Source organism: Micromonospora sp. NBC_01412 (assembly GCF_045040215.1).
GTDB lineage: Bacteria > Actinomycetota > Actinomycetes > Mycobacteriales > Micromonosporaceae > Micromonospora > Micromonospora rubida.
Genome location: NZ_CP109528.1, coordinates 1,884,935 through 1,910,815 on the forward strand (window position 1 = coordinate 1,884,935; position 25,881 = coordinate 1,910,815).

Here is a 25,881-nt window from a genome sequence, read left to right on the forward strand (position 1 = left end):
GGCCGCCGGGGCGGTCCGGCGGCGGTCCGCCCGGCCCGTGGGATTCGCCAGTCTCCGCTAGCCTGGCCGGAACGTTCACGAGGCGGGGGTCGGCATGGAGTTCCTGACCTACTCGGCCGCCCAGGTGGCCACGCAGCTGCCGACCCTGCTGGTGCTGGTGGCGGGCCTGACGCTGGCGATGGTCTCCCGCGACCGGCTCGGCCGGCTCTCCCGGCTGCTGCTGGTGTCGGGCGTGGTGGTGCTGCTGTTCGGCGCGCTGGTCAGCCTCGCCTGGCTGCTCGTCCTGCCCCGGCTCTACGCGTCCGGGGGTGCCTCGATGTCCGGCGTCACGGTGGCCCGGCTCAGCACCGGCGTCGGCCTGGTGCTCGCCCTGCTCCACCCCGCCGGGCTGGGCCTGGTGATCGCCGCAACGCTGACCGGCCGGCGGCCGACCGGCGGCGCGTGACCCCGCTCCCGTCCGGCGGTCAGCGGGCCGGCGCGGGTTCGGCGACCGGGTCGGTCAGCGACAGCCGCCGGGTGGCGATCCGCCAGCCGACCGCGTAGACCAGCGTGACCAGGCCACAGCCGGCCAGCACCACCCGCTCGTCCACGATGTCGATCATCCCGGCCACCACGAGCTGGCTGATCGAGACGGCGAGCGTCGCCAGCATCATGTCGGTGGCGAAGACCCGGCCGCGCAGCCGGTCCGGCACCTCGCCCTGAAGGGCGAAGTTCGACATCACCCAGTTGCTCCCCCCGGCGAAGTGCGCCACGAAGACCAGCGCCAGCACCAGCGGGAACCAGTCGACAACCGAGGTGCCCACATAGGCCAGGCCGTAAAGGGACATCGACAGGGCCAGGCCGGGCAGCAGCCAGGCCCGGTTGGTCAGCACCCGGCGCATCAGGATCGGACCGACCAGTGCGCCGGCGCCGCGCACCGCGAAGAGCAGGCCGGTGCCGATCGCGCCCACCCCGTACACGCCGGCGAGCAGCGGGAAGACGGTGAGCACACCGTTGCCCAGGCCCACTGCGGACTTCACGGTGACCAGCCCGAGGACCCGGGGGCGGTGACCGATGTAGCCCAGCGCCTCCCGGATCGCCGCCCAGGTGCGCTGGGCGGGCACGGCGGCGTCCCGGGGGGCCTGCAACGGACGGCGGATCAGCGCCGCCAGCCCCGCCGCCAGCGTCAGGCCGACCGCGGCCACCCAGAAGCAGACGTACGGGCCGGCGGCGGCGCTGAGCACGCCGCCCAGCGAGGCGCCGACGACGGTCATCGTGCCCCAGGCGGAGCCGGCGACCGCGTTGCCGGCGGCCAGTTCCTCCGGATCGAGGACGTTGGGCAGGGCGGCCTGGGCGGCCGGGGAGTAGAACGCCTTCGCCACCGCCACCACGGCGATCCCCGCCATCGCCAGCCACGCCGTGTCCGCGCTGCGGACGCCGAGCAGCAGCAGCACGCCGAGCAGCGACGCCACATTGGCCGCCATCATGATCTTCTTGCGGTCGAACCGGTCGGCGATCGTCCCGGTGTACGGCAGCAGCAGCGCCACCACGCCGGTGTCCACGGCCAGCACGAGCGCGCCCCAGACACCGCTGCCGGTCAGCGTCGGCAGCAGCACGAGCAGCGGCACCATGACGAACCAGTCGGCGCCGAAGACGACCAGCTCGGCCAGAAAGAGGTTGCGGAAGTTCCGGTTACGGACCAGGACCGAGGCGGTGGGCGACACGTACCGGGACCCTACCCGTCGGCACGCGACAGGCTCGCCCGACGCAACAGCTCGGAGACGGTGACGAAGGTGAAGCCGCGGTCCCGCAGGCCGGTGATCAGGTCGGGGAGGCCGCGCAACGCGACCAGCCTGCGGTCGTCCCCGACGTCGTGGGCGAGCAGGATGGTGCCGGGCTGCACCCCCGCCACGATCCGCCGGGCGTGGCCGGCCGGATCGTCCGGGTACTGCCTCTCGACCATCTGCAACGACCACAGCACGAGCCGGTAGTCCAGCCGGGCGGCGGCGTGCAGCACCGCGCCGCCGAGGTGCCCGTACGGCGGGCGGAGCAGCCGGGGGGCGACCCCGGCGGCCTCGGTGATCGCGTCGTGCGACCGGCGCAGGTCGTCGTGGACCTCGGCGGCGTCGTGCCGGGCCAGGTCGTGGTGCGCCCAGCTGTGGTTGCCCACCTCGTGCCGGCCGAGCCGACCGCGCACGATATCGGCGTGTCGCCAGGCCCACTGCCCCACCAGGAAGAACGTGGCCGGCACGGCGTACCGGTCGAGGGTGTCCAGCACCATCGGCGTCCAGTGCGGCCGGGGGCCGTCGTCGAAGGTGAGCGCCACCAGCGACTGCTCGGTCCGGGCCGCCCAGACGACCGACACCCCGCCGTCGCCGACCTGCTGGCGGTCGCTGCCGAGAGTGGCGCTGGCCGGGCCACCGGCCAGCGGCAGGCGCCGGTCGGCGATCCAGGCGCTCTGGGCCGTGGCCCCGGCGCCCAGCACCGCGCCGCCGGCGAGCAGCCCGGCCCGGCGCAGCACGGTCCGCCGCTCCCACCGGCCACCGCCGTCCGCCATGGACCGCTCCGCTCGCCAGCGGCCGCCCACCCGGGGGCGGCCTCGACCCCGACAGTATGCGACAAATGGCCCACCGCATCCGGTCGGATGCACGACGCACCCCGCGGCGGCCGTACGCGACACGCCCCCGCCGGGCGGACCCGGCGGGGGCGTGTCGTCGTCGTGCCCGGTTACTCGGCCGGCGGCAGCGGCGACTGCCGGCTCTTCGGCAGCCGCAGCACCTCGAACTGGTCGGTGCCGTCCACCAGGGCCGCCGACGGCGCTGGCCGGGCCGGACCCGCGGGCGGGGCCGCGGACGCACCGGACGGCGCACCCACCGGCACCGGCTCGCCTGGGCCGGTCACCGGGGCGTCGCCCGCGCCCGGCGCACCGGACTCCGGCGCCGACCCACCGGTACGCCGCCCACGGCGGGCCCGCAGCGACTCCTTGGTGTGCTCCACCATCGTGTACAGGGTCGGGACCAGGATCAGGGTGAGCAGGGTGGAGCTGAGCAGCCCGCCGATCACCACGACCGCCAGCGGCTTGGAGATGAAGCCGCCCTCCCCGGTCAGCCCGAACGCCATCGGCAGCAGGGCGAAGATCGTCGCGACCGCGGTCATCAGGATCGGGCGCAGCCGGCGCCGGCCGCCCTCGACCACCGCCTCCCTGACGCCCATGCCCTGCGACCGGTACTGGTTGATCAGGTCCAGCAGCACGATCGCGTTCGTCACCACGATGCCGACGAGCATCAGCACGCCGATCAGCGCCGGCACGCCCAGCGGGGTGCCGGTGACCAGCAGCAGGCCGATCGCCCCGGTCGCCGCGAACGGGATCGAGATCAGCAGGATCAGCGCCTGGGTGAGGCTGCGGAACGTCGCCACCATGATCAGGAAGACGATCGCGATGGCGGCCAGCACGGCCAGCAACAGGTCGGCGAACGCCTCCTCCTGGTCGGCGCTGACGCCGCCGATGCTGATGTTCGCCCCGGGCACGTCGATCGCGTCCAGCTTCTTCTGCAACTCCTGGCTGGTCGCGCCGAGGTTCGCGCCGGTCGCCGTGCCGGTGACCGTGATGCTGCGCTCGCCGTCGATCCGGGTCACCTGCTGCGGGCCCTCGGCCTGGGTGATGTCGGCGATGTCGTCCAGCTTCACCGGACCGACGGGGAGGGCGCGCAGCTCCTCCACGGTCGTCGGCGGCTTCCCGCCGCCGCGCAGCACCACGTCCTGCTGCCCGCCGTCGAGGGTCACCTGTCCCAGCGGGACGCCCCGGTACACCTGGGCCACGAGCTGCCCGACGGCCGCCTCGCTGAGCCCGACCCGGGCCGCGGCCAGCCGGTCGACGGTCACGTCCACCCGCGGCACCCGCTCGGCCAAAGTGGTCGAGACGTCCTCGACGTCGGCCGTGCCGGCCATCGCCGCCCGCGCCTGCTCGGCCGCGCGGGCCAGCACCTCCGGGTCGGCCGCCTGGACGACGACCGCCAGCTGGTTGGTCGCGCCCTGTGCCCCGCCGAAGCTCAGCTCGCCCACCTCGGCGCCGAGGGCGTCGAACTCCCGACGCAGCGTCCGCTTCACCTCGGCCACGTCGGTGTCGCCGTCCAGCGCCACCGAGAAGGTGGCGGCGTTGTTGCCGCCGCCGCCCGCCCAGGGCTGGTCGCTGCCGCCTGCGCTGACCTGGTACGTCTCGACGCCGTCCGTGCGCTCCAGCACCGCCTCGACCCGGCGGGCCGCCTCGTCGGTGGCCGCCAGGCCGCTGCCGGCCGGCAACTGCTGGCTGACGGTCAGGGTGTCCTGGCCCGAGTCGTCCAGGAAGTTGGTCTTGAGCGCGCTGGACAGGCCGAAGGTGCCGAGCAGCACCAGCAGGCCCAGGCCCAGGGTGATCCAGCGGGTGCCCCGGCCCCGGGTGGCGAACCCGATCACGGGCAGGTACGCCCGCTGCAACGGGCTGCGCAGCTCCTTCTCCTCGGCGGCTCGGCGCGCGGCGGCGTCGTCCGCCCCGCCCCGCTTCGGCTTCAGGAACCAGTACGCCAGCACCGGGATCACCGTCAGCGAGACCAGCAGCGAGGCGAGCAGGGCCACCGTCACGGTGATCGCGAACGGCGCGAAGAGCTGCCCCACGAAGCCGCCGACCAGCGCGATCGGGGCGAAGACGGCCACCGTGGTCAGCGTCGACGCGGTAACCGCGCCGGACACCTCGCGGACCGCCGTGAGGATCGCCTCCCGCTTCGGCTCGCCGTACTCCAGATGTCGTTTGATGTTCTCCAACACCACGATCGAGTCGTCCACCACCCGGCCGACGGCGATGGTCAACGCGCCGAGGGTGAGCAGGTTGAGCGAGTAGTCACCGATCCAGAGCGCGATGAGCGCCACCAGCACCGACAGCGGGATGGAGACCGCCGTGACGACGGTGGAGCGCACCGACAGCAGGAAGACCAGGATGACCACGATCGCCATGACCAGGCCGAGCAGGCCCTCGATGGTGAGGCTCTCGATGGACTTCTCCACGAACGGCGCCTGGTCGAACATGACGGTCAGGTCCGTGCCGGAGGCCGAACGCAGGTCGGCGAGCCGGTCCCGGATCTCGTGGGAGATCTCGACGGCGTTGCCGTCCGGGGCGGCGGTGACCGCGATGCCGAGGCTGTCCCGGCCGTTGGTGCGGGTGAGCGAGGTGGCCGGTGCGAGCTGCTGCTCCACGGCCGCCACGTCGCCGAGCCGGACCGGGGCCGCCTTCGGCGCGGTCGGGGCCAGCACGATGCCCTTGAGGTCGTCGACGGTGCGGATCGGCGTACCCACCTGAACGGTGAGCGACCGCGAGCCGTCGGAGACCGCGCCGGCCGGCACGGCGACGCCGTTGGTCTTCAGGGCCGTTCCGATCGCGGTCGGCGCGAGCTTCGCGGCGGCCAGCTTGGCCGGGTTCGGGGTGACCGTGACGACCTGGTCGCGGGTGCCGGTCACGGTGACCGTGCGGACCCCCTCGATCGACTCCAGCTCCGGCACGACGGCGCCGCGCAGCTTGTCGGCCAGCGCCCGCTCGTCGCCGCCGCCGGCCGCGGCGATCATCACGACCGGGAGGTCGTCGGTGCTGCCCGTGAGGACCTGCGGATCGACGCCCTCGGGGAGCTGGGCGTCGATCCGGCTCAGCGCGGTCTGCATCTTGTTGACCACGCCGTCCAGGTCGGTGCCGAACGCGAACTGCACCTGGACGGTGGTGGAGCCCTCGCGGGAGGTCGAGGTGACCTTCTCCAGCCCGGGGATGCCCTGGAGGCTGTTCTCGATCGGCTCGGTGACCTGGGACTCGACGATCTCGGGCGCGGCGCCGGGGTAGACCGCCACGACGAAGGCCCCGGGGAACTCCAGCGACGGCAGGAGTTGCTGCTTCAACGACGGCACGGCGAACAGGCCGAACATCGTCGTGACCACCGCGATGAGGGCGACCAGCCCCCGGTTGGCGAGGCTGAATCTGGCAAGCAGCGACATCGGCGAGGCTCACTCCTGAAGAAGAAGGTGGAACAGCTCGGTGAGGGAGAGTCTGCCGCACCGGATCTCTTCTCCGGCGCGGGGGCGCGCCCGGCGAGCCCGGCCCAGGGTGACCTGGGGAGCGTCGGCGGGCCCTCAGGCCAGGTCGAGGGACCGGGCGGCGGCGAGCGGGTCGTTGGCGATGGTGATCGGGGCGGGAGCGGTGGAAATCGCCCACTCCGGGTCCTTGAGGCCGTGGCCGGTGACCGTGCAGACGACCGTGGCACCGGCCGGGACCTTGCCGGCGGCGGCCTGCTGGAGCAGCCCGGCGACGCTGGCCGCGCTGCCCAGCTCGACGAAGACCCCGACCTCGCGGGCGAGCAGCCGGTACGCGGCCAGGATCTCCCGGTCGGAGACGGCGGCGATCAGCCCCCCGGAGGCGTCCCGGGCGTCGATGGCCTTGGTCCAGCTCGCCGGGTTGCCGATCCGGATGGCGGTGGCGATGGTGGACGGCTCGCGCACCACCTGGCCGGTGACGATCGGCGCCGCCCCGGCGGCCTGGAAGCCGTACATCTTCGGGGCCTTCGTGGAGTTGCCGTCGCGCAGGTCCTCCGAGTACCCCATCCAGTACGCGGAGATGTTGCCGGCGTTGCCGACCGGCAGGCAGTGGATGTCGGGCGCGTCGCCGAGCGCCTCGACGATCTCGAACGCGGCGGTCTTCTGCCCGTGCAGCCGGTCCGGGTTGACCGAGTTGACCAGCGCGACCGGGTAGTCCTGGGCGAGCTTGGCGGCCAGCGCGAGGCAGTCGTCGAAGTTGCCGTGGACCTGGAGCAGCTTCGCGCCGTGCACCAGCGCCTGGGCCAGCTTGCCGAGGGCGATCTTGCCCTGCGGCACCAGCACCGCGCAGGTGATCCCGGCACGGGCCGCGTACGCGGCGGCGGAGGCGCTGGTGTTGCCGGTCGAGGCGCAGATGATCGCCTTGTCGCCGTGCTCGACGGCCTTGGAGACCGCGAGGGTCATGCCGCGGTCCTTGAACGAGCCGGTCGGGTTGGCCCCCTCGACCTTGAGGTGGACGTCACAGCCGAGCCGGGCGGAGAGCACCGGCGCGGGCAGCAGCGGGGTGTTCCCCTCGTGCAGGGTGACGACGGGAGTGGCGTCGGTGACCGGCAGCCGGTCCCGGTACGTCTCGATCAGACCCCGCCACATGTCGCTCTCCTCGCCTCTGCTCCCGCCCCGCCGGGGGCGCCCTCCAGCGTGGCTCAGCTTCCCCGACCCGCGCCTGCCGCACCCACGCATAACCACCAGGCGAGACGCGAACGCTGCCCGGACTCCTCAGGCCTCGCCCTCGACCCGCAGCACGCTCGTCACCGACCGGACGATGTCCAGCCCGTGCAGCTCCCCCACCGTGGCGGCGAGCGCGGCGTCCGGCGCCACGTGGGTGACGATGACCAGCTCGGCGTCGTCGCCGGAGCCGGGACGGCCCCCGCCCGCCGAGCCCTGCCGGACGGTGGCGATGGACACGTCGTGCCGGGCGAACACCCCGGCCACCGACGCCAGCACGCCGGGACGATCGGCCACGTCGAGGCTGACGTGGTAGCGGGTCAGCGCCTCCCCCATCGGCCGCACCGCCAGGTCGGCGTACGCGGACTCGCTGGCCGCGCGCACCCCGGCCAGCCGGTTGCGGGCCACCGCCACCACGTCGCCGAGCACGGCGCTGGCCGTCGGCGCGCCGCCCGCGCCCCGGCCGTAGAACATCAGCTGCCCGGCCGCCTCGGCCTCGACGAAGACGGCGTTGAACGCGTCGCCGACGCTCGCCAGCGGGTGGGTCAGCGGGATCATCGCGGGGTGCACCCGGACGCTGACCGTCTCGGACCCGGCGGCGTCCCGGCCCCGGGCGGCGATGCACAGCAGCTTGATCGTGCAGCCCATCGCCTTGGCGCTGGCCACGTCGGCGGCGGTGACCTCGGTGATCCCCTCGCGGTGCACGTCCGCGGCCGTGATCCGGGTGTGGAACGCCAGCGAGGCGAGGATGGCCGCCTTGGCCGCCGCGTCGAAGCCCTCCACGTCGGCCGTCGGGTCGGCCTCCGCGTAGCCCAGCTCGGTGGCCTCCTCCAGCGCCTCGGCGAAGCCGGCCCCGGTGGCGTCCATCGCGGAGAGGATGAAGTTGGTGGTGCCGTTGACGATGCCGGTGACCCGGTTGACCCGGTCGCCGTGCAGCGAGTCCCGCAGCGGGCGCAGCAGCGGGATCGCCCCGGCCACCGACGCCTCGTAGTAGAGGTCCGCCCTGCCCTCGGCCGCCGCGTCGTGCAGCGCCGCGCCGTCCTCGGCGAGCAGCGCCTTGTTGGCGGTGACCACGCTCTTGCCGGCCCGCAGCGCCTCGACCAGCCAGCCCCGGGCCGGCTCGATCCCGCCGACCACCTCGATCACCACGTCGACGTCGTCGCGCTTGATCAGGCCGAGCGCGTCGGTGGTGAACAGCGCCTCGTCGACCGGCAGGGCGCCGCGGTCCCGGCCGAGCCGGCGGACGGCGATCCCGACGATCTCCAGGGGCGCACCGATCCGGGCGGCGAGGTCGGTCGACTGCTCGTGCAGCAGCCGTACCACCTCGCTGCCGACCGTTCCACAGCCGAGCAGCGCCAAGCGAACAGGTGAGGTCATCCGACATCCAATGCGAGCAGGTCTTCTTCCGTCTCCCGCCGGACGATCAGCCGGGCCCGGCCGTCGCGCACCGCGACCACCGGCGGGCGGGGCACGTGGTTGTAGTTGCTGGCCATGCTCCGGCAGTAGGCGCCGGTGCCGGGCACCGCAACAAGATCTCCGGGCTGCACGTCAGCGGGCAGGAATTCATCCTTCACCACGATGTCCCCGGACTCACAGTGCTTTCCCACCACGCGGGCGAGCAGCGGCGGCGCGGCCGAGGCCCGGGAGGCCAGCGTCGCCGAGTACGACGCGTCGTAGAGGGCGGTGCGGATGTTGTCGCTCATCCCCCCGTCCACGCTCACGTACGTCCGGATCCCGTCGACGTCCTTGACCGTGCCGACCTCGTAGAGGGTGAACACGGCGGGGCCGACGATCGCCCGGCCCGGCTCGATGGACAGGCGCGGCACGGCCAGCCGCTCGGCCGCGCACTCGCCGTCGACGATCTTGCGAAGCCGCTTGGCCAGCTCCTGCGGGGCGGCCGGGTCGTCCTGGGTGGTGTACGCGATGCCGAAGCCGCCGCCCAGGTCCAGCTCGGGCAGCTCGACGCCCCGGGCGTCGCGGATCTGCGCCTGGAGGGCGAGCACCCGCCGGGCCGAGACCTCGAAGCCGTTGGCGTCGAAGATCTGCGAGCCGATGTGCGAGTGCAGGCCGCGCAGGTCGAGCACGTCCTCGTCGAGGATCTTGAACGCGGCCGCGGCGGCGGCCCCGCCCGCGAGCGAGAAGCCGAACTTCTGGTCCTCGTGGGCGGTGGCGATGAACTCGTGGGTGTGCGCCTCCACCCCGACGGTGACCCGGATCAGCACACCGGGGCGGACCCCGCGCTCCCGGGCCAGCGCGGTGAGCCGGTCGATCTCGGTGAACGAGTCGAGGACGATCCGCCCCACGCCCGCATCCAGGGCCCGGGTCAGCTCGGCCACGGACTTGTTGTTGCCGTGGAAGCCGATCCGCTCCGGTGGCATCCCGGCGGACAGCGCGGTGGCCAGCTCGCCGCCGGTGCAGACGTCGAGGTACAGGCCCTCCTCGGCGATCATCCGCACCACGGCCCGGCAGAGGAACGCCTTGCCGGCGTAGTAGACGTCGGCGTCGGCGAAGGCGGCCCGGAAGTCCCGGCAGCGCGAGCGCAGGTCGTCCTCGTCGAGGACGTACACCGGGGTGCCGAACTCGGCCGCGATCTCGCGGACGCCGAGCCCGCCGATGGCGAGCGCGCCGTCGGCGGCCCGGGTCGCGGTGCGCGGCCAGAGCTGCGGCACCAGGGCGTTGACGTCGACCGGGGTACGCAGCCAGGCCGGCCCCCGGTTGCCGATGTCGCTGTGCAGCGCACCGGCCTCGTGAGCCCGCATCACTGCTCTCCACTTCGCGACTGCGGGGCTCGCAAGCTCACTCCTCGCGCTCGCACGCGATCACATCCTCTCGGGCGCGGAGACGCCGAGCAGGCGCAGTCCGTTGGCGATCACCGTACGGGTGGCGTCGTTGAGCCAGAGCCGGGCCCGGTGCAGGTCGGTGATCTCCTCGTCGCCGCGCGGCAGGATCCGGCAGTTGTCGTAGAACCGGTGGTACGCCCCGGCCAGCCCCTCCAGGTACCGGGCCACCCGGTGCGGCTCGCGCAGCTCGGCGGCGGAGGCGACCACGGCGGGGAACTCGGCAAGCGCCTTGAGCAGCGCGTTCTCCTTCTCGTCGGCGAGCAGCTCGGGGCGGAACGCGTCGGCGTCGCCCCGGGTCAGCCCCACCTCGGCGGCGTTACGGCCAACGCTGGCCGTGCGGGCCGCCACGTACTGCACGTAGTAGACCGGGTTGTCCCGGGTGGCCCGGGTCCACAGCTCGACGTCGATGTCGATCGGCGAGTCGCTGGAGTAGCGGGCCAGCGCGTACCGGGAGGCGTCGATGCCGATCGCGTCGACCAGGTCCTCCAGGTTGACCACGGTGCCGGCGCGCTTGCTCATCCGCACCGGGGCGCCGTCGCGGACCAGGTTGACGAGCTGGCCGATCAGGATCTCCAGGTTGGTGTCCGGGTCGTCGCCGAAGCAGGCGGCCATCGCCTTCATCCGGCCGATGTAGCCGTGGTGGTCGGCGCCCAGCATGATCACCACGCGGTCGAAGCCGCGCTCGCGCTTGTCGAGGTAGTACGCGCAGTCGGCGGCGAAGTACGTCCACTCGCCGTTGGACTTGCGCAGCACCCGGTCCTTGTCGTCGCCGAAGTCCGTGGTGCGCAGCCAGACGGCCCCGTCGGTCTCGAAGACGTGACCCTGCTCACGCAGCCGGGCGAGGGCCTGGTCCAGCTCGCCCCGGTCGTGCAGGTCCTTCTCGTTGAAGTAGGTGTCGAACTCCACCCCGAACTCGCGCAGCGAGGACTTGATCTCGATGAACATGAGCTGCACGCCCTCGACCCGGAACACCTCCTGGGCGGCGGCGTCGTCCAGCTCCAGCACGTCGGGCCTGCGGGTGCGCACCTCGGCGGCGATCTCCGCGATGTACGCGCCGCCGTAGCCGTCCTCCGGTGCGGGCTCGCCCTTCGCGACGGCGAGCAGGGACCGGGCGAACCGGTCGATCTGGGAGCCGGCGTCGTTGAAGTAGTACTCCGTGCCGACCTCGGCGCCGGTGGCGCGCAGCAGCCGGCTGAGCGCGTCGCCGACGGCGGCCCAGCGGACCCCGCCGATGTGCACCGGGCCGGTCGGGTTGGCCGAGACGAACTCCAGGTTGAGCCGCTGGCCGGCGAGCGCGTCGCCGCGCCCGTACGCCGGGCCGGCCTCGACGATCGACCGGGCGAGCTGGCCGGCGGCGGCCGCGTCGAGCCGGATGTTGAGGAAGCCCGGGCCGACGACCTCCACCGACTTGACCCCGGCGGCCCGGCCGAGCTGCTCGGCCAGCGCGGCGGCCAGCTCCCGCGGAGGCACGCCCACCTTCTTGCTGAGCTGGAGAGCGAGCGTCGAGGCGTAGTCGCCGTGCTCAGGATTGCGCGGTCGCTCGACGGCGGTGCGCTCCGGGAGCGCCGCGCGGTCCAGGCCCCGGTCGGCGAAGACGGCGTGGGCTGCGGAGAGGACGGCATCGGCTAGTTCTGCGGGAGTCACCGAACCATGTTATCGGGGGTAGACTCGGGCACTCGGCGGCGACCCTGCGCGTGAATTCGGCCCGCCACCCACCCTGACCGACCGACCTGACGAGGCACGATGAGCATCAGCACCCCGGGCGGCCCAGAGCGCCGTCCGACCGTGGTCACCACCGGCAAGAAGCCGGCGGCGGGCCGGCCCGCGTCCGGCGCCAAGCCCGGGGCCGGCAAGTCGACGGGCGACAGCCCACGCCCCGCGGCCGGCGGCAAGGGCAAGGGCCCCCGCAAGCCGATCGCCCCGGTGAAGGTCAGCCAGGGCCGGTCCTGGGGGCCGATCGCGCTGTTCGTCGCGGTCGGCGTGCTCGCCGTGTCGATCATCGGCTTCGGCGCGTGGGCCACCTTCCAGGGCTCGAAGTCGTGGGAGAAGCGGGCCGACGACATCAGCGGCATCGTCAACTTCCGCGACAAGGATCCGGAACTGGTCAAGGGCAGCAACCACCAGCAGGGCTCGCTCAAGTACGCGCAGGCCCCGCCGGTGGCCGGCCCGCACAACGCGTCCTGGCAGAACTGCATGGGCGACGTCTACGACGCGCCGATCGCCAACGAGCACGCGGTGCACAGCCTGGAGCACGGCGCGGTGTGGATCACCTACCGCCCCGACCTGCCCGCCGACCAGTTGGCGAAGCTCAAGGACAAGGTCGCGGGCAAGGAGAAGATGATGCTCAGCCCGTACGAAGGGCTGGACAAGGCGGTCTCCCTCCAGACCTGGGGGTACCAGCTCAAGGTCGACAAAGCCGACGACAGCCGGATCGACGAGTTCATCAAGACGCTGCGGGTGAACGCCTCGATCGAGGGCCCGACCGCCAACTGCGCCCAGGGCATCACGGCCACCGGCACCACGCCGCGTGACGGCAACCAGATGCCCACCCAGTGATCCGGACAGCGAGGACGTGGCCCCGATGACCGCATCCACGACGACGAACCGCGACCTGGCGGGTGGCCCGCTGACTGACGACGGCGGCCGGCCGGCCGGGCGCCGGTTCGGCGTCCTGGTGGTCGCCGCCGCCGTCGTGGTCGGTCTCCTCCTCGGGTACACGGGCGGCCTGCTCACGCCGAAGCTCACCCGACCGGGGGACACCTCGGCGGAGGCCGGCTTCGCCCGGGACATGACCAGCCACCACGCCCAGGCGGTGGAGATGGGGCTGATCGTGTTCCAGCGGGGCACCGACCCCGAGGTGGTCAGCATCGGCGGCGACATCGCCACCGGCCAGCAGGGCGAGCTCGGCACCATGCAGACCTGGCTGCGCTCCTGGGGCCTCGACCCGACCGGGTCGCAGCCCCGGATGGCGTGGATGCCGGACGGGGAGGCGGCGGTCCGCGACGGGCTGATGCCGGGGATGGCCACCCCGGAAAAGCTGGCGACCCTGCGCGCCGCCCAGGGTCGGGAGCTGGACGTCCTCTTCCTGGAGCTGATGATCGACCATCACCTCGGCGGCATCCACATGATCGACGGCATCCTCGACGTGAGCGACGAGTCCGACGTTGTGCGCACCGCCCAGACCATGAAGAACACCCAGCAGACGGACCTCACCAACCTCAGGGCCGCCCTCGACCGGCTCAAGGGCTGAGGCACCCCCGCACGGCCCGGAAGGCCCGCGTCCCGCCGACACGGCGGGGTGCGGGCCTTCGGTCGTCCTCCCACCCCTCCCCCGAGCCCTGTCCACCCGCCCCCGACCCCTGTCCGATTGGCCGCTTTAGGGGTTTGACGCCCGAATGCTGAGGTTGGTGGACTTTTCTACCCACATATCGTGACCAGTAGCGATTCGGGCTCGTTGCGCAGGACGTGGGGGTTGCACTCAGAGACGCAGGGCGTTCGGTCACCAGCTGGTGCCGGCGCCACACCATCGGCGGTGACGGAACGGTGGCAGCCGTCCGTCGCGGACAGCGGCAGGGCGAGCCGGGAACGCTCAGCCGCGAACAGGAGCTGGAACTGATCGACGTCCTGCGGGGCGTCCACCCCGACGAGTTCGGCCTGGACGAGGAGCTGTGGACGCGGCAGAGCCTCACGACGCTCGTCCAGCGCCGCTTCGACCCGGCGATGGACGTCGGCGCCGTCGGGGCGTACCTGCGGGCCTGGGGGTTAGGGCCGCGCGAGCCGCGCGAGCGCGCCTGCGGGCTCTGCGTCGGCGCGGTCGAGCGCTGGGTGCGCGGCGAGTACCCGGCGATCACCCGGGCCGCACAGGAGCACCTGGCCGAGGTCTACTGGATCGGCCGGGTGCGGCTGCGCGGGACCATGCCGGCGGCCGACGTGGTCTCCGCCGTCTCGTCGCGGGGGCGGGTCCGGTTCATGGTGACCACCCCGTCGGTCGACCCGCCGCTGCCCCGGGACTTCGTGCTGCGGCTCAGCGGGACCGACGAGCGGCCCGTGCACCTCATCGTCGACGGCTCCTGGCCGAAGAACGAGTGGCCGCGCCGGCTACCCCGGCGGATCGCGCTGCACCCGCTGCCGAGCTGCGGACGCGTGGCCGCCGCCTGACGGCCGGCAAGCCGGGCGACCGGCACCGCCACATCGGCGACACGAAGTCGATCGCCGATACCGATTCGGCGATCGTCGAGGGCGTTTGCTAGTCTTCTCCAGTCGCTGAGCCCCCGTAGCTCAGGGGATAGAGCACCGCCCTCCGGAGGCGGTGGCGCAGGTTCGAATCCTGCCGGGGGCACACTTGCTAGGAAATCTTTCACCAACACGAAAAGGCCCCTGACCAGGCAAAACCCGGTCAGGGGCTTTAGTCATGTGTCCGGCCGTCAGCGGTCAGTGGGGGACGGCCGTGAGACCCGGGCCCCGGGCTCACGGCCGTCCCCCACTGGGACCGCACGATCGGCAGCTACAACCGCGAGAAGCTCAGGATCGCCGCGATCACCCCTCACGCAGCCGGTACGCCCGCATGATCGTCTGGTCCACGGTGTTGCCGGCGCTGTCCGTCGCCCTGGCCCGCAGCGACACATACCCGGCGGACGCCGGATGGCGCAGGGTGAGCGTCCCGCCGCCACCGGAACGCTTCAGCTCCGCCCGCTGCCAGGTCTGCCCGTCGTCGTACGACACGTCGACGGTGAGCGCCCGGACCGTTCCGGCGGTCGAGCCGGGCTGCCGGAGCACCGTCACCGGGAACCGGACCGTGGCCCCGGAGGGTGCCGCGTTGACCTCGTCCAGCCGTGGCGCGAACCGCACCACCGAAACCGGCAGCATGGTGTTGCCGCCGCCGTTGGCGCCGGACCGGAAGGTCCACTCGACGGTGGTGTGGGTGGCCAGGCTGGCCGGTGCGGCACGCTGGGCCTCGAACCGGAGCCGGTAGCCCGCCTCGGTGGCCGGGACGTTGAAACTGCTCTCCCAGCCGTTCGCCGTGCCGACCAACACCCCGTCCCGGTGCAGCGAGGTGATGTAGTCGGCTTCCTGCCCGAGCCCGAACCGGTCCGCCGCGTCCGAATACAGCGACAGGTAGGTGTGGATGGTATCGCCGATCCGGGCCACCTCCTTCGGTTCGCGGTCGGGAATGTCGAGGCCGAAGAAGGCCGGACCGAGCACACCCCGGTTCCAGCTCTCCTGGTAGGCACAGCCCGCTCGGTAGCGACTCACCCCCCACAGCGAGGTCAGCAGTTGCATGTTGTCCACGCTGTGTTCGGTAAACTCGTTCTCCCAGGTCAATCTGTCATCCGTGAGGTAGTACTCGGTCCGGGTGGTGGGCAGCGCGAAGCCGATGTCGATGAGGAATCCACCACGGGGCAGATCGTCCGCCGCCGCGATCGCACTGAACCGACCCCGCAGCCCCGGAGTGGAGTTGGCGTACGAGTGCCGCACCGTGGCGAGGTCGTCGGGGCGTACGTGCCGGGTGAACCCGGTGGGCAGCCGACCCCGCTCGTACCAGGCCAGGCGGTAGCCGTACGGGCTGTTCGACCTCCCGTCGACGCCTCCCTTGGCCCACTGGCTGCCGATCTTCGCCCAGACGCCGTCCAGCGGGTCCACCGGACCGAGCTGCGCGCTGTAGGTCCGGTCGAACGAGTCACCGTACGACACCGTGGAGACGCCGAGGTTGTCCTCGGTCGGGATGGTCGCGATCAGCTCGGCCAGAATCGAGCCGGCCGTCGGGTCGGGCACGGTCACCTGGAGTGGTCTACCCAGCCGGGCATCCAGGTTGACGGTCTGGTCCCCGGTCAGCTCCAGCCGAGGCCACACCAGGTGGGTAAAATCGCCGTCCGGACCGTAGATCCAGGTGTAGACCAGGTACCTGCCACGGGGCAGCCGCAGCCGACCACTGGCGGGCACCGCGATTTCCGTGGTCTCGCCGTCGATCCGGTACACCGCCGGCGAGACGTCGGTGGCCGGCGCCCCGTCCCGGCCGGTGTGCACCAGGGTCAGGTCGTAGCTCTCGGCCTCCCGGCCGACCGAGATCGGGGTGTTCACCACCAGGTTCCCGGCGGTGGCCAGCAGGTAGCCGCCGTAGTTGCCGTCGTGGGTGCCCAGCCGGGTGTCCGCGGTCACCATGGTCCGCGCGTCCCCGCCGGCCGGTACGGTGAGCCGACTGACGCCCAGGGTGAACATCCCAGCCGGGGCCGGCGCGCCGGTGGGTCCGGTGGCCTGCACGGCCAACTCCAACTGCACCGGTTGGCTGCCGCTGTTGTGGTAGGTGACGGTCTCGACCACCGGCTCGTCGTCGCCGTGCGGCCACCGGTGTGACCCGAGCGCCACGCTGGGCGGGGTCACCGTGACCGACTGGTTGAGCGCCCGGCCCAGGTCCACCCGGCCGGCGCCCTGCCCGAAGACCCCGATGTCGGTCGACCGGACCGCGGCGGCCATCAACGTGGCCTTGAGCCGTTCGCCGGACCAGCCCGGATGCTGCTGCGCCAGCAAAGCCGCCGCGCCGGCCACGTGTGGGCTCGCCATCGAGGTGCCCGAGAGGGCGACATAGGCCTCGCCCGGAGTGCGGAAGTCGGCGTCCGCACCACGGGCCGCGGTGATCTCCACCCCCGGGGCGGTCACGTCGGGCTTCACCGCGGCGTCACCGATCCCGGGCCCCCGGCTGGAGAACCTCGCGAGCGCGTCGTTCCGGTCGACCGCGCCGACGGCCAGGGCGGCCGGCGCGCTGGCCGGTGAGCCGACCGACGCCTCGGCGCCCTGGTTGCCGGCGGCGACCACGAAGAGGGTGCCGTACCGGGCACTCAGCTCGGCCACCGTCTGCTCCAGCGGATCGGTCTCCGGACTGTCCGGGCCGCCGAGGCTGAGGTTGACGACCTTCGCGTGCCGCTCGGTGGCGGCCCACTGCATCCCGGCCATGATCCACGACTCGAGGCAGCCGTACACGACACAGACCTTGCCGATGACCAGCGAGGCGTCCGGAGCGACTCCCCGGTTGCGTCCGTCCGAGGCGGCCCCGCTGCCTGCCACCGTGGACGCCACGTGGGTGCCGTGTCCCACCAGGTCACGGTCGTCCTCGACGCCCTCGGTGAAGTTCTCGCTCGCTACGACCCGGCCGGCCAGGTCCGGATGGGTGCCGTCGACCCCGCTGTCCAGGACCGCCACCGTCACCCCCGCCCCGGTGTAGCCGGCCTGCCAGGCCGCCGGCGCGCCGATCTGCGGCACGCTGGTGGCCAGCGTGGGTTGACGGAGGCCGTCCAGCCACACCTTCCGGACCCCACTGGTCGGGGCGAAGCCCCGGGCGCCGGTGCCCAGGCTTCGCCAGAATCCGCCGGCGTCGCTCCGCTCGGCGCGTACCGCGAAGGTGGCCGGGCCGGGCAGGGCGCGGACCACCCGAGCCCCGGCGCTGGCCCGGGTGGTCCGGGCGGCGGCGTCGGCGTACGTCACGATCAGCGGCAGGTCGGGCCGCCGGTCGTCGTACCCGCTGTCGAGCAGCGTGGTGACGTCGAACAGCCGGCGGTCCAGCAGGCCGTCGCGCAGCGGGCCGACCGCGTCACTCGGCACCAACCGCAGGTGGTCGCCCACTCTGCTGCCCTGGAAGGTGACGTTCTCCCGCCCCGGGCCACGGGTGACCGACCACCGGGCCTGGTCCGCGCCGTACACCGTGACCCGGTCTCCGGTGAGCAGGGTGACCGTCCGGGCCGGTTCCTTCGCCGACGTCGCTGCGGCGGCGAGGTCCGGCCGTACGGCGACAGGCTGGCCACCCGCCGCTGCGGCGCTGGCGCCGCCCGGCGTGAGCTGTGCGGTGGCCAGGATGGCCACGACCAGGCCCAGTCCGGCAACCGGTTGTCTACGGCTGCGCATCAGTTTCCTCAATTCGCACACTGCCAGCGGACCGCCGCGGAACCGCTGGTACCGGCGGCGAGCGTGCCGGCGTCGTTCAGCGCGTACGCGTACACGTGTGCCCCGCTGGTGAGGCCGGGCAGCTCACGAACGGTTCCGGCCGGTTCCCGCAGTGCGGCGGTCCGATCGACGGTGTGATTGACCACCGCTGCACCCCAGGGGTTGACGGCCTCGATCCGGCGGTCCTCCAGCACGGTGGCCTGGCCGGTCGCGAGGTTCCACAGCACCGCCCGGTCACCCCCGATCAGGACCGGACCGGCCGACGGACCAGCCGAGCCGCCCCGTCCCTGGGCCGTTCCCCGGTCCAGCGCCGCCGATACGTTCTTCGGATCCCGGAACACCAGGCCGTACGCCCAGCCGCCGCGCACTCCGTGCGCGCCACCGCCCACGGTCCCGGCCGCCCTGGGCAACTGGCTGCCCTGCCCGTTGGCGTCCCACTGATAGGGGGCACCGTTGACGCCCCCCAGCTCACCGACCACCACACCGGCGTCGGAGATGCCGGAGGCCACCGCCCCGCGCGAGGCGCTCAGCACGTCCGCCCGGGGGCTCGCGCCGACACCACGCCAGACCACGGCCGCCGTACCGCCGGACGTGTACAACATGCCGGCAACCTCTCCCCGGGCGTTGACCGCGTTCGCCTCCGCACCGACGTAGCCCGGTGGAACCGGCAGCTCGACCACCTTGCCCCCGACGTACGCCCAGGCGTACGACGGCCCCCCGGATGTGCGCTGGCCCTCGCCGACCACCATCCCGCTGTCGTTCACTCCGTGGGCCTCGCCGACGCCTTTGATCTTGATGCTCTCCAGCTTCGTCCCGTCCCAGCGGACCGGCGTGGTCAGTGACCCGCCAACCGCAGTGAAGCCGACCAGGTACCGGCCGCTCGGCGATCCGTCGTTCACCTGGCCGGACGTCGCCCGGGCCGGCAACGCCAACGCCTCGACGGTGCACCCGGCGGGCCGGGCTGCGGTGGACCCGGGCGGCAGGGGCAGCGACGAAGACTGCGCGACCTGGTCGGCCGATCCCGGGTCGACCAGCCCGATCCCGCCGACGGTGGCCAGCCCGAGCAGGAGGACCCCGGCGACCGCCGCAGTCGAACGGCGCTGTCGGCGTACCCGCCGACCACGGGCGAGCAGCCCGCTCGACGTCAACCGGCCGGCCGGGACCTCCGCTGTGGACAGCAGCGAACGGGCCGCCGCCGAGTCGCGGTCCTCGACATCGTTCCTCGTCACGTCGCCGCCCATCGTGTCGCCGGTCATCGCACACTCCCTGTCGCAAAAAGTCGGTCGTTGTCAGAAGGGGCCGGCCGGGCTGGAGCGGGTGCGGCGTCGAGCCACTGCGCACCCAGCAGACCGCGCAGCGCGGCAAGTCCCCGGGATGTCTGGCTCTTGACGCTGCCCACCGAGCAACCGAGCGCGTCGGCCGTCTGCTGCACGGACATGTCACAGAAGAACCGCAGTACCAGCACACTGCGCTGCCCCCGGCTCAGCGTGCCGAGCGCCGAGCGCACCGCGTCGGCGTCCTCGACGCCCGCACCCGCCGGTGCCGGTGACTCCGGCATCCGCCACGCCAACAGCACCCGCGCCCAGGATCGGCGGGTCTCGTCGAGGTAGCGGCGTACCAGGATGCGGTGCACGTATCCGTCGATGTTGTCGACAGCCTTCACCTTCGACCACCGCAGGTAGACCGCGACCAGGGTGGACTGCACTATGTCGTCGCCGCGGTGGGCGTCCCCACAGAGCAGATAGGCGGAACGCCGCAGCCGACCCAGGGCCGTCGAGACGTACTCGACGAACTCCTGGTCATCATCTGTCGACAAACTGGGACTCCTCTCTCCGGTGTCACCCTTCTATCGGGATCGGCGTGGGAGTCGGTTGACAGCATGGGACGAAAATTCGGCCAGTTCCCAGGTGCGACTTGCCGCTGGCGTGGGTGATGTCAAGGCGATCCGTCCTGTATGGCGTCAATACCTGGGCGCCACGACCGGCTTACTGACCCAGGACCGTGTTGGCGGCCACCAGGTCGGGGTGCGCAGCACCCTCGGCGGCAACAACGGGGTGGCGGTCGCCCGCTGCCGCAGCACGAAGCCGCCGAGCAGGACGGCGGCGAGCGCGGCGGCGCCGAGCGTGCGGGCCGACGTCCAGCCGTGCTCACCGGTGCCGACGACCGCCACCACGGTGGCCATCAGTCCGGCGGTGACCAGCACCGCGCCGAGCAGATCCAGGCCGGCCCGCAGACCCAGGCCCCGGTCGGCCCCGATCAGGCGTACGGCGGCCAGCAGGATCACCACCCCGATCGGCAGATTGATCAGGAAGATCGCCGGCCAGCCGACGAGGTCGGTGAGAACTCCCCCGGTGAGCATGCCGAGCGAGGCGCCGGCCGCACCGGTGAAGCTGAAGACGGCGATGGCCCGGGCCCGCTCGGCCGGCTCCGGGAAGAGCCGGACGATCAGGCCGAGGCTGACCGCCATGGTGAGCGCCCCGCCGACGCCCTGGAGGAAACGGGCGGCGACCAGCACCCCCGGCCCGGTCGCCACCGCGCAGAGCAGCGAGGCGAGGGTGAAGAGCGCGACGCCGGCGAGGAAGACCTGCCGGCGGCCGAGCAGGTCGCCGAGGCGCCCGGCGAGCAGCAGCAGCCCGCCGAAGGCGACCAGGTAGGCGTTTACCACCCAGGCCAGGCCGGTCGCGGTGAAGCCGAGGTCGCGCTGGATCGCCGGCAGCGCCACCGCGACGACGGTGCCGTCCAAGATGATCATCAGGCTGCCGGCGCAGAGCACGAGCAGCGCCGGCCAGCGGGGCGGGACGGAACGGGTCATCACCGAACGCCTCCTTGGTGCACTGTTTGTTACCGACGCCATCATCTGTGACTATGAGGCGGAGCGTAAGGAGGCACTTTCATGTCCCAGGAGAACAGCAATGTGCCCGTGACGCCCGGCAGCCTGACGAGGTGCGAGGCCGGCGGCCGCCCCTTCCCTCCCGGCCAGGCGAAGGCGTGCACGGTCCGCGAGGTGCTCGACCGGGTGGGCGGCAAGTGGAGCATCGGCATCCTGGTCGCCGCGTCCCAGGGTCCGGTGCGCTTCACCGAGTTGGAGCGGCAGATCGAGGGAATCAGCCGGCGGATGCTCACGCTCACCCTGCGCAACCTCGAGCGCGACGGTTTGCTGCACCGGCGGGTGTACCCGACGGTGCCACCGAAGGTGGAGTACACCGCCACCCCCATCGCACTGGAGCTCTACGAATCACTGGTCGCCCTGACCAGCTGGGCCGAGCGGCACCACACCGCGGTCGCCGACGCCCGGGGCGCCTACGACCAGGCGCACGGCACCGCGGACTGAATCCGGCCGTGCTCTCGGGTGTCCGGTCGACGGATACCCGGAGCCGGTTCAGCCGGGTCAGGGCGCTCAGCGCGCTCTACATGGGCGCGGACCTGCGAGCGGATGCAAGGAACCGACCATCCGCCCATCAAGCTTGACGAATCCCTGCGAAATCACCGGGAATCTGCCGGAGAACCGTTGGTCAGGCGGTTGGGCCCGTGCCAAACTCCCCGGCATTCCAAGCGAGCCCGCCGGAAGGAACAGATCATGCCATCGCTGCCAGCCCAGGACCATGCCCATCTTTCGATGGACCGTCGCCGGTTGCTCGGCCTGGGCGTCGGCGCGGTCACCGCGGCGGCCACCGGCGCGGTGGTCGGCGGTTCGCCCGCGGCGGCCGGCTCGCCCGGGCACGGTGGGCCGGGCGGGCCGGGGTCGTCGGGGTTCGCCCTGCTGGGCGACACGCAGATCGACGTGGATCTTCCTGAGCGGACCGAGGGGGTGCGCTGGGTGTACCAGCAGATCGCCGCGGCGAACCCGCCGATCGTCTGCCACGTCGGAGACCTCGTCGAGCACGGCTCGGTGGCCGAGTACGACACCTATCTGGACACCATCCCGGCGGCGTTGCGGCCCCGGATCCGGCACGTGCCGGGCAACCACGACTGGCGGTGGGACAGCACCGCCGGTAAGCGGTACGGATCGCTGTTCGGGCCGAGCCGGTACTCGTTCGACTTCGACGGCCTGCACTTCGTCGCGCTGGACCCGAGCCACCTGCTCCAGGAGCCGGGCGGGTTCGGCGAGTCCGGAATCCAGTGGCTGACCCGCGACCTGGACAAGGTCGCGCCCGGGGTGCCGATCGTGCTGCTGTGCCACTTCCCGTTCGGGGGCGACAACTACTACGTCTCCGACCAGGAGCGGCTGCTGAAGCTGCTCGACCGCTACGACGTGCGGGCCATGTTCGCCGGGCACGTGCACGCCGAGCAGGTACAACGGTTCAACGGGGTGACCCAGCTGGCGGTCGACGACACCCGCGGCACACCGATCTACTACTGGGTGCAGCGCGCGGTCGGGTCCGACGGCCCGATGCTGAAGGTGACGGCCGTGCAGCGGGCCGCCGACGGCAGCGCCGAGGCCCGGCCGGTGCTGGACATTCCGCTCGCCGGCCCACGGATCGCCGCGGAGCAACGGCCCCAGGCGGTCTCGCTCGACCCGGCCGGCGCCGCGCTGGCGGTGTCGGTACGACTCTCCCCGCACGCCCGGGCCGCCAACGTGCAGGCCAAGCTCTACCCGCAGCACACCTACGGGCTCAAGGACGCCGGCCCGTGGCGGAACCTGTCCCCCGACTCTGCCGGCCGTCGGTTCACCGGCGGCCTGGACATCACCACCCTGCCGCCCGGCGAGCACCGGATGACCGTACGGGTCACCGACCCCGACGGTGCCTGGCACGAGCAGACCCGCGCCTTCGCTCTCCCCGACGCCGGCCGGCGACTGCGCTGGAGCGAACAGCTCGGCGCACCGGTGCAGGCCGGCCTGGCCGCCCGGGACGATCTGCTGGTCGCCGCGACCACCGGCGGGACCGTCATCGGCGCCCGGCCCACCCGCCGTGGGCTGCGCCGGCGCTGGCAGACCCGGATCGGCCCGGTGCACGGCCGGCCGGCGTTCGCCCCCGACGGCAGGACCGTCTACGTTCCCTCCGACGACCACCGCCTCTACGCCCTCGACCCGGCCACCGGCCGGCGCCGGTTCACCCACGACGCCGGGCCCCGGTGCTCGGCAGCCCGCTGGTGACCACGGTCGACGGCCGCACCCTGGTCGTCCTGTCCGCCGGCCAGACCCGGCAGGCCGTCGACGCGCGTTCGGGCGAGACGGTGTGGACCGTGGCCGGACAGGGCATGTTCGCCGGGCGTGCGGCCAGCGACGGTACCCGCGTCTACGCCGGAGCCGGGGACGGCAACGTCTACGCCCACGACGCCCGCACCGGTGCCGCGCTGTGGTCGTTCTCCACCACCACCCGCGCCACCGCCTACAGCCGCCTCATCTACGGCCCCTGGGCGGACACGCTGGAGGTACTTCCCAACGGCCTGCTCCTGGTGTCCACCGTGACCAACGCGTTCGCGCTCGACCCCGCCACCGGCGAGCCGCGCTGGTCGATGACCGGCTCCTACATCTACGCCCCCAAGCTGCTGCTCGACAACGGCGACGTGCTGATGTTCGACGACGGCGGGCGCACCGCCGCCCGGGTGGACCCGGCCACCGGCCAGGCCCGGTGGACCGCCGGCCTCGGCGCCCGCCCGGTCAACACCGGCGCGGCGATCCACGACAACATCGCGTGGACCCCGACCACCACCGGCCTGCTGGTCGCCCTCGACCTCACCACCGGGTCGGTCCGGACCCGGCTCCAGCTCACCACCACCGCATACTGCTACAGCCCACCGGTCGTCATCGGCGACATGCTCCTCGTCGGCGACCAGGACGGCCTGCTGCACGGCATCGCCGTGGCCTGACGGCCTGGTGGTCCCCCCGTTCGGCACGCCATCGCTTCGGGTAGGGGGCACCCGGCCGATCCGTGCCGCCCGCCCCGCCGGTCAGCCCTGGCCGGCGGGGCCGGGCGGTCAGCCCTGGCCGGAGGAACGTCGACAAGGCGCCCCTACGCAGAGGGCGGGGCGTACGGGTTCCTGCCGGCCCGGACGGCGTCGAGCAGCGCGGCGGTCCGCGCCTTGACCGCCGCGTACGGGCCGGCGCCGTAGCTGACCCGGGCCGCGCCGAGCCGGGCCAGCTCCGCCAGGCTCGGGGCGCCGGGCTTGAAGACCAGGTTCACCGGGGCGTCCGCGCCGGCCACGAACTCCGCGATCTGCTCCGGGTCGGTCAGGAAGATCGGGTAGACGCAGTCCGCCCCGGCGGCCCGGTAGCGCCGGGCCCGACCGACCGCCTCGGCGGTACGCCCGTCCGGGTCGCCGGCCTCACGCAGGTACAGGTCGATCCGGGCGTTGAGCACCAGCGGCACCCCGGCCGCGTCGGCCGCCGCCCGGACGGCGGCGAGCAGGTCGGCCTGCTCCTCCACGTCGTACAGCGCCCCGGTGCGCGGGTCGGAGTCCTCCAGGTTGCAGCCGACCACGCCCGCGGCGAGCATCCGCTCGACCAGCTCGGCCGGGCTCAGACCGTACCCCCGCTCCAGGTCGGCGGTGACCGGGACCGGCACGGCGCGGGCGATCCGGGCGACGGCGGCGAACATCTCGTCGACCGGGGTGGCCTCGCCGTCGGCGTACCCGAGGGACTCGGCGACCGCGGCGCTGCTGGTGGCGACGGCCGGGAAACCGGCCGCGGCGACGGCCCGGGCGGACCCGGCGTCCCAGGCGTTGGGCAGGACCAGCGGGTCGCCGGTCTTGTGCAGGGCGCGCAGCGCGTCCGCGCGCTCGACGAGAGTCGATGAGTTTTCGGTCATCACCGCATCATGGCAGCCATCCGGGCGACGGCTGTTCTTCTAAAGAGCCGTGTCGCGCACCACGCGTCGCGCACGGCGAGGGCGATGTTTCCCGCTCTCCGGGCTCTTGCCGGCATGCCGGCACCCCTTGGCCCACAATTTGTTACCGAGGCCATCGTCTGTGACCGCTCAGCGGAGCGGAAGGAGGCACTTCGATGTCCCAGGGGAACAGCGGGGTGCCCTTCGCCCCGGGCCAGGCCCCGGCGTGCACCGTCCGGGAGGTCCTGGACCGGGTGGGCGGCAAGTGGAGCATCGGCATCCTGGTGGCCGCCTCCCACGGGCCGGTCCGCTCCACCGAGCTGGAACGGCAGGTCGATGGGATCAGCCGGCGGATGCTCACCCTCACCCGGCGTCTGACATCAGGCATCGGTGTCGTTGGGTGACGAGTGGGTACAGCGAACCCCGGACCGGCGGGCTGTGGCGAAGACCACCGACCTCTCTGACCGATCGGTCAGGGTCTGACCGATCGGTCAGGCATGCTGGTGGGCGGGAGGTGGCCGACATGGCTCGCGTAGTACCGGAGACGCACGCCGAGATTCTCGCCGCAGCGGCGCGGCGGTTCGCCGTGACCGGGTACAAGGGCACCTCGTTGCAGGACATCGCCCGCGAGGTGGGCGTCTCCAAGGCCACCGTGCTCTACCACTTCGCCAACAAGGAGGCCCTGCTCAGCGAGCTGATGGCCCCGGCGATCGCGGCGCTGCACGAGCTGGACGACCGGTTCGCCGGGCTGACCGGCGCGGACGCCCAGCGGGTCGCCGGCGAGGGCTTCGTGAACCTCGCGGTGCGCTTCCGGCGGGAGATCGCGCTGCTCCGCGGGGAGTTCCCCGAGCTGCTCCAGCAGCCGGCGTTCGCGCACGTGCACCAGCTCTCCGAGCGGCTGATCGCGGCGTTCGCCGGCCACTCGACGCGCCCGGCGGCCCGGATCGCGGCCCTGGTCGTCCTCGCCGGGATCGCCGAGACGTGCGGCGAGTTCGGCGACGTCGCCGACGACGAGTTGCGCGACGCCCTGCTCGGCCTGGTCCGGCGCGCACTGGCCCCTCCCGGCTGACCCCACCACCGTCCAGTTCACCAAC

Annotated in this window: 20 protein-coding genes, 1 tRNA gene and 1 pseudogene; 10 read left to right on the forward strand and 12 right to left on the reverse strand. The window is 72.8% G+C overall.

Features of this window, described 5'->3' with window-relative positions; all coding sequences use genetic code 11:
* The first annotated feature begins 94 nt into the window (after positions 1–94).
* Positions 95–445: a hypothetical protein gene (locus tag OG617_RS08345; RefSeq protein ID WP_405100168.1), complete on the forward strand. Its 351-nt coding sequence runs from the start codon at positions 95–97 to the stop codon at positions 443–445.
* A 19-nt stretch (positions 446–464) separates the two neighbouring features.
* Here OG617_RS08345 and OG617_RS08350 read toward each other — a convergent pair whose 3' ends face one another.
* From OG617_RS08350 to argS, 7 genes are all read right to left on the reverse strand, one after another.
* A complete protein-coding gene (locus tag OG617_RS08350) occupies positions 465–1,703 on the reverse strand; it encodes an MFS transporter (protein ID WP_405100170.1) in 1,239 nt (412 codons plus the stop codon).
* Positions 1,704–1,714: 11 nt separating this feature from the next.
* On the reverse strand, positions 1,715–2,536 hold the full coding sequence (locus OG617_RS08355) for a polysaccharide deacetylase family protein (protein WP_405100172.1): 822 nt from the start codon (positions 2,534–2,536) through the stop codon (positions 1,715–1,717).
* A 170-nt stretch (positions 2,537–2,706) separates the two neighbouring features.
* Positions 2,707–5,988, reverse strand: a complete 3,282-nt coding sequence (locus OG617_RS08360) for an efflux RND transporter permease subunit (protein WP_405100174.1) — start codon at positions 5,986–5,988, stop codon at positions 2,707–2,709.
* 135 nt (positions 5,989–6,123) lie between these two features.
* Positions 6,124–7,173, reverse strand: coding sequence for a threonine synthase (thrC, locus tag OG617_RS08365; RefSeq protein ID WP_396684156.1), 1,050 nt, complete (start codon positions 7,171–7,173; stop codon positions 6,124–6,126).
* A 126-nt stretch (positions 7,174–7,299) separates the two neighbouring features.
* Positions 7,300–8,625, reverse strand: a complete 1,326-nt coding sequence (locus OG617_RS08370; protein WP_405100177.1) for a homoserine dehydrogenase — start codon at positions 8,623–8,625, stop codon at positions 7,300–7,302.
* Positions 8,622–10,007 carry a diaminopimelate decarboxylase gene (gene lysA / locus OG617_RS08375; protein ID WP_405100179.1) on the reverse strand — a complete coding sequence of 462 codons (1,386 nt, stop codon included), beginning with the start codon at positions 10,005–10,007 and terminating at the stop codon, positions 8,622–8,624. Before lysA ends, OG617_RS08370 begins: the two co-directional genes overlap by 4 nt.
* A 60-nt stretch (positions 10,008–10,067) precedes the next feature.
* Complete coding sequence (gene argS, locus OG617_RS08380; RefSeq protein WP_405100181.1) at positions 10,068–11,732, reverse strand: arginine--tRNA ligase; 1,665 nt, start codon at positions 11,730–11,732, stop codon at positions 10,068–10,070.
* A gap of 99 nt (positions 11,733–11,831) precedes the next feature.
* Here argS and OG617_RS08385 point away from each other — a divergent pair, with 99 nt between their 5' ends.
* From OG617_RS08385 to OG617_RS08400, 4 genes are all read left to right on the forward strand, one after another.
* Positions 11,832–12,644, forward strand: a complete 813-nt coding sequence (locus OG617_RS08385; RefSeq protein ID WP_405100183.1) for a DUF3105 domain-containing protein — start codon at positions 11,832–11,834, stop codon at positions 12,642–12,644.
* Between the two features lie 25 nt (positions 12,645–12,669).
* Positions 12,670–13,338 carry a DUF305 domain-containing protein gene (locus OG617_RS08390; RefSeq protein WP_405100185.1) on the forward strand — a complete coding sequence of 223 codons (669 nt, stop codon included), beginning with the start codon at positions 12,670–12,672 and terminating at the stop codon, positions 13,336–13,338.
* Positions 13,339–13,553: 215 nt separating this feature from the next.
* On the forward strand, positions 13,554–14,246 hold the full coding sequence (locus OG617_RS08395; protein ID WP_405100187.1) for a winged helix-turn-helix domain-containing protein: 693 nt from the start codon (positions 13,554–13,556) through the stop codon (positions 14,244–14,246).
* Between the two features lie 109 nt (positions 14,247–14,355).
* Positions 14,356–14,427: transfer RNA gene (locus tag OG617_RS08400), tRNA-Arg, on the forward strand.
* Positions 14,428–14,624: 197 nt separating this feature from the next.
* Here the strand turns inward: OG617_RS08400 and OG617_RS08405 are convergent.
* From OG617_RS08405 to OG617_RS08420, 4 genes are all read right to left on the reverse strand, one after another.
* Positions 14,625–17,981: a S8 family serine peptidase gene (locus OG617_RS08405; RefSeq protein ID WP_405100189.1), complete on the reverse strand. Its 3,357-nt coding sequence runs from the start codon at positions 17,979–17,981 to the stop codon at positions 14,625–14,627.
* A gap of 8 nt (positions 17,982–17,989) precedes the next feature.
* Positions 17,990–19,276 (reverse strand): hypothetical protein, encoded by a 1,287-nt coding sequence (locus OG617_RS08410; protein ID WP_405100191.1) that lies wholly within the window; start codon positions 19,274–19,276, stop codon positions 17,990–17,992.
* Positions 19,273–19,836: a SigE family RNA polymerase sigma factor gene (locus OG617_RS08415; protein WP_405100193.1), complete on the reverse strand. Its 564-nt coding sequence runs from the start codon at positions 19,834–19,836 to the stop codon at positions 19,273–19,275. Before OG617_RS08415 ends, OG617_RS08410 begins: the two co-directional genes overlap by 4 nt.
* Before the next feature lie 144 nt (positions 19,837–19,980).
* Complete coding sequence (locus tag OG617_RS08420) at positions 19,981–20,832, reverse strand: MFS transporter (RefSeq protein WP_405100195.1); 852 nt, start codon at positions 20,830–20,832, stop codon at positions 19,981–19,983.
* 102 nt (positions 20,833–20,934) lie between these two features.
* Between OG617_RS08420 and OG617_RS08425 the strand changes: the two genes are divergently transcribed.
* The 3 genes from OG617_RS08425 to OG617_RS08435 all read left to right on the forward strand — a co-directional run bounded on the left by OG617_RS08425 (position 20,935) and on the right by OG617_RS08435 (position 23,831).
* Positions 20,935–21,351 (forward strand): winged helix-turn-helix transcriptional regulator, encoded by a 417-nt coding sequence (locus tag OG617_RS08425; protein ID WP_405103557.1) that lies wholly within the window; start codon positions 20,935–20,937, stop codon positions 21,349–21,351.
* A gap of 246 nt (positions 21,352–21,597) precedes the next feature.
* Positions 21,598–23,115, forward strand: a complete 1,518-nt coding sequence (locus tag OG617_RS08430; protein WP_405100197.1) for a metallophosphoesterase — start codon at positions 21,598–21,600, stop codon at positions 23,113–23,115.
* Positions 23,112–23,831 (forward strand): PQQ-binding-like beta-propeller repeat protein, encoded by a 720-nt coding sequence (locus tag OG617_RS08435; RefSeq protein WP_405100199.1) that lies wholly within the window; start codon positions 23,112–23,114, stop codon positions 23,829–23,831. The genes OG617_RS08430 and OG617_RS08435 overlap by 4 nt, the downstream gene beginning before the upstream one ends.
* Positions 23,832–23,974: 143 nt before the next feature.
* Here the strand turns inward: OG617_RS08435 and OG617_RS08440 are convergent, their stop codons facing one another.
* Positions 23,975–24,769 carry an isocitrate lyase/phosphoenolpyruvate mutase family protein gene (locus tag OG617_RS08440; RefSeq protein WP_405100201.1) on the reverse strand — a complete coding sequence of 265 codons (795 nt, stop codon included), beginning with the start codon at positions 24,767–24,769 and terminating at the stop codon, positions 23,975–23,977.
* A 194-nt stretch (positions 24,770–24,963) separates the two neighbouring features.
* On the opposite strand from OG617_RS08440, the pseudogene OG617_RS08445 reads away from it, so the two are divergent.
* Positions 24,964–25,161 (forward strand): annotated as a pseudogene (locus tag OG617_RS08445) (winged helix-turn-helix transcriptional regulator); the annotation flags it as partial.
* Between the two features lie 149 nt (positions 25,162–25,310).
* Positions 25,311–25,856, forward strand: a complete 546-nt coding sequence (locus tag OG617_RS08450) for a TetR/AcrR family transcriptional regulator (RefSeq protein ID WP_405100203.1) — start codon at positions 25,311–25,313, stop codon at positions 25,854–25,856.
* Positions 25,857–25,881 lie beyond the last annotated feature (25 nt).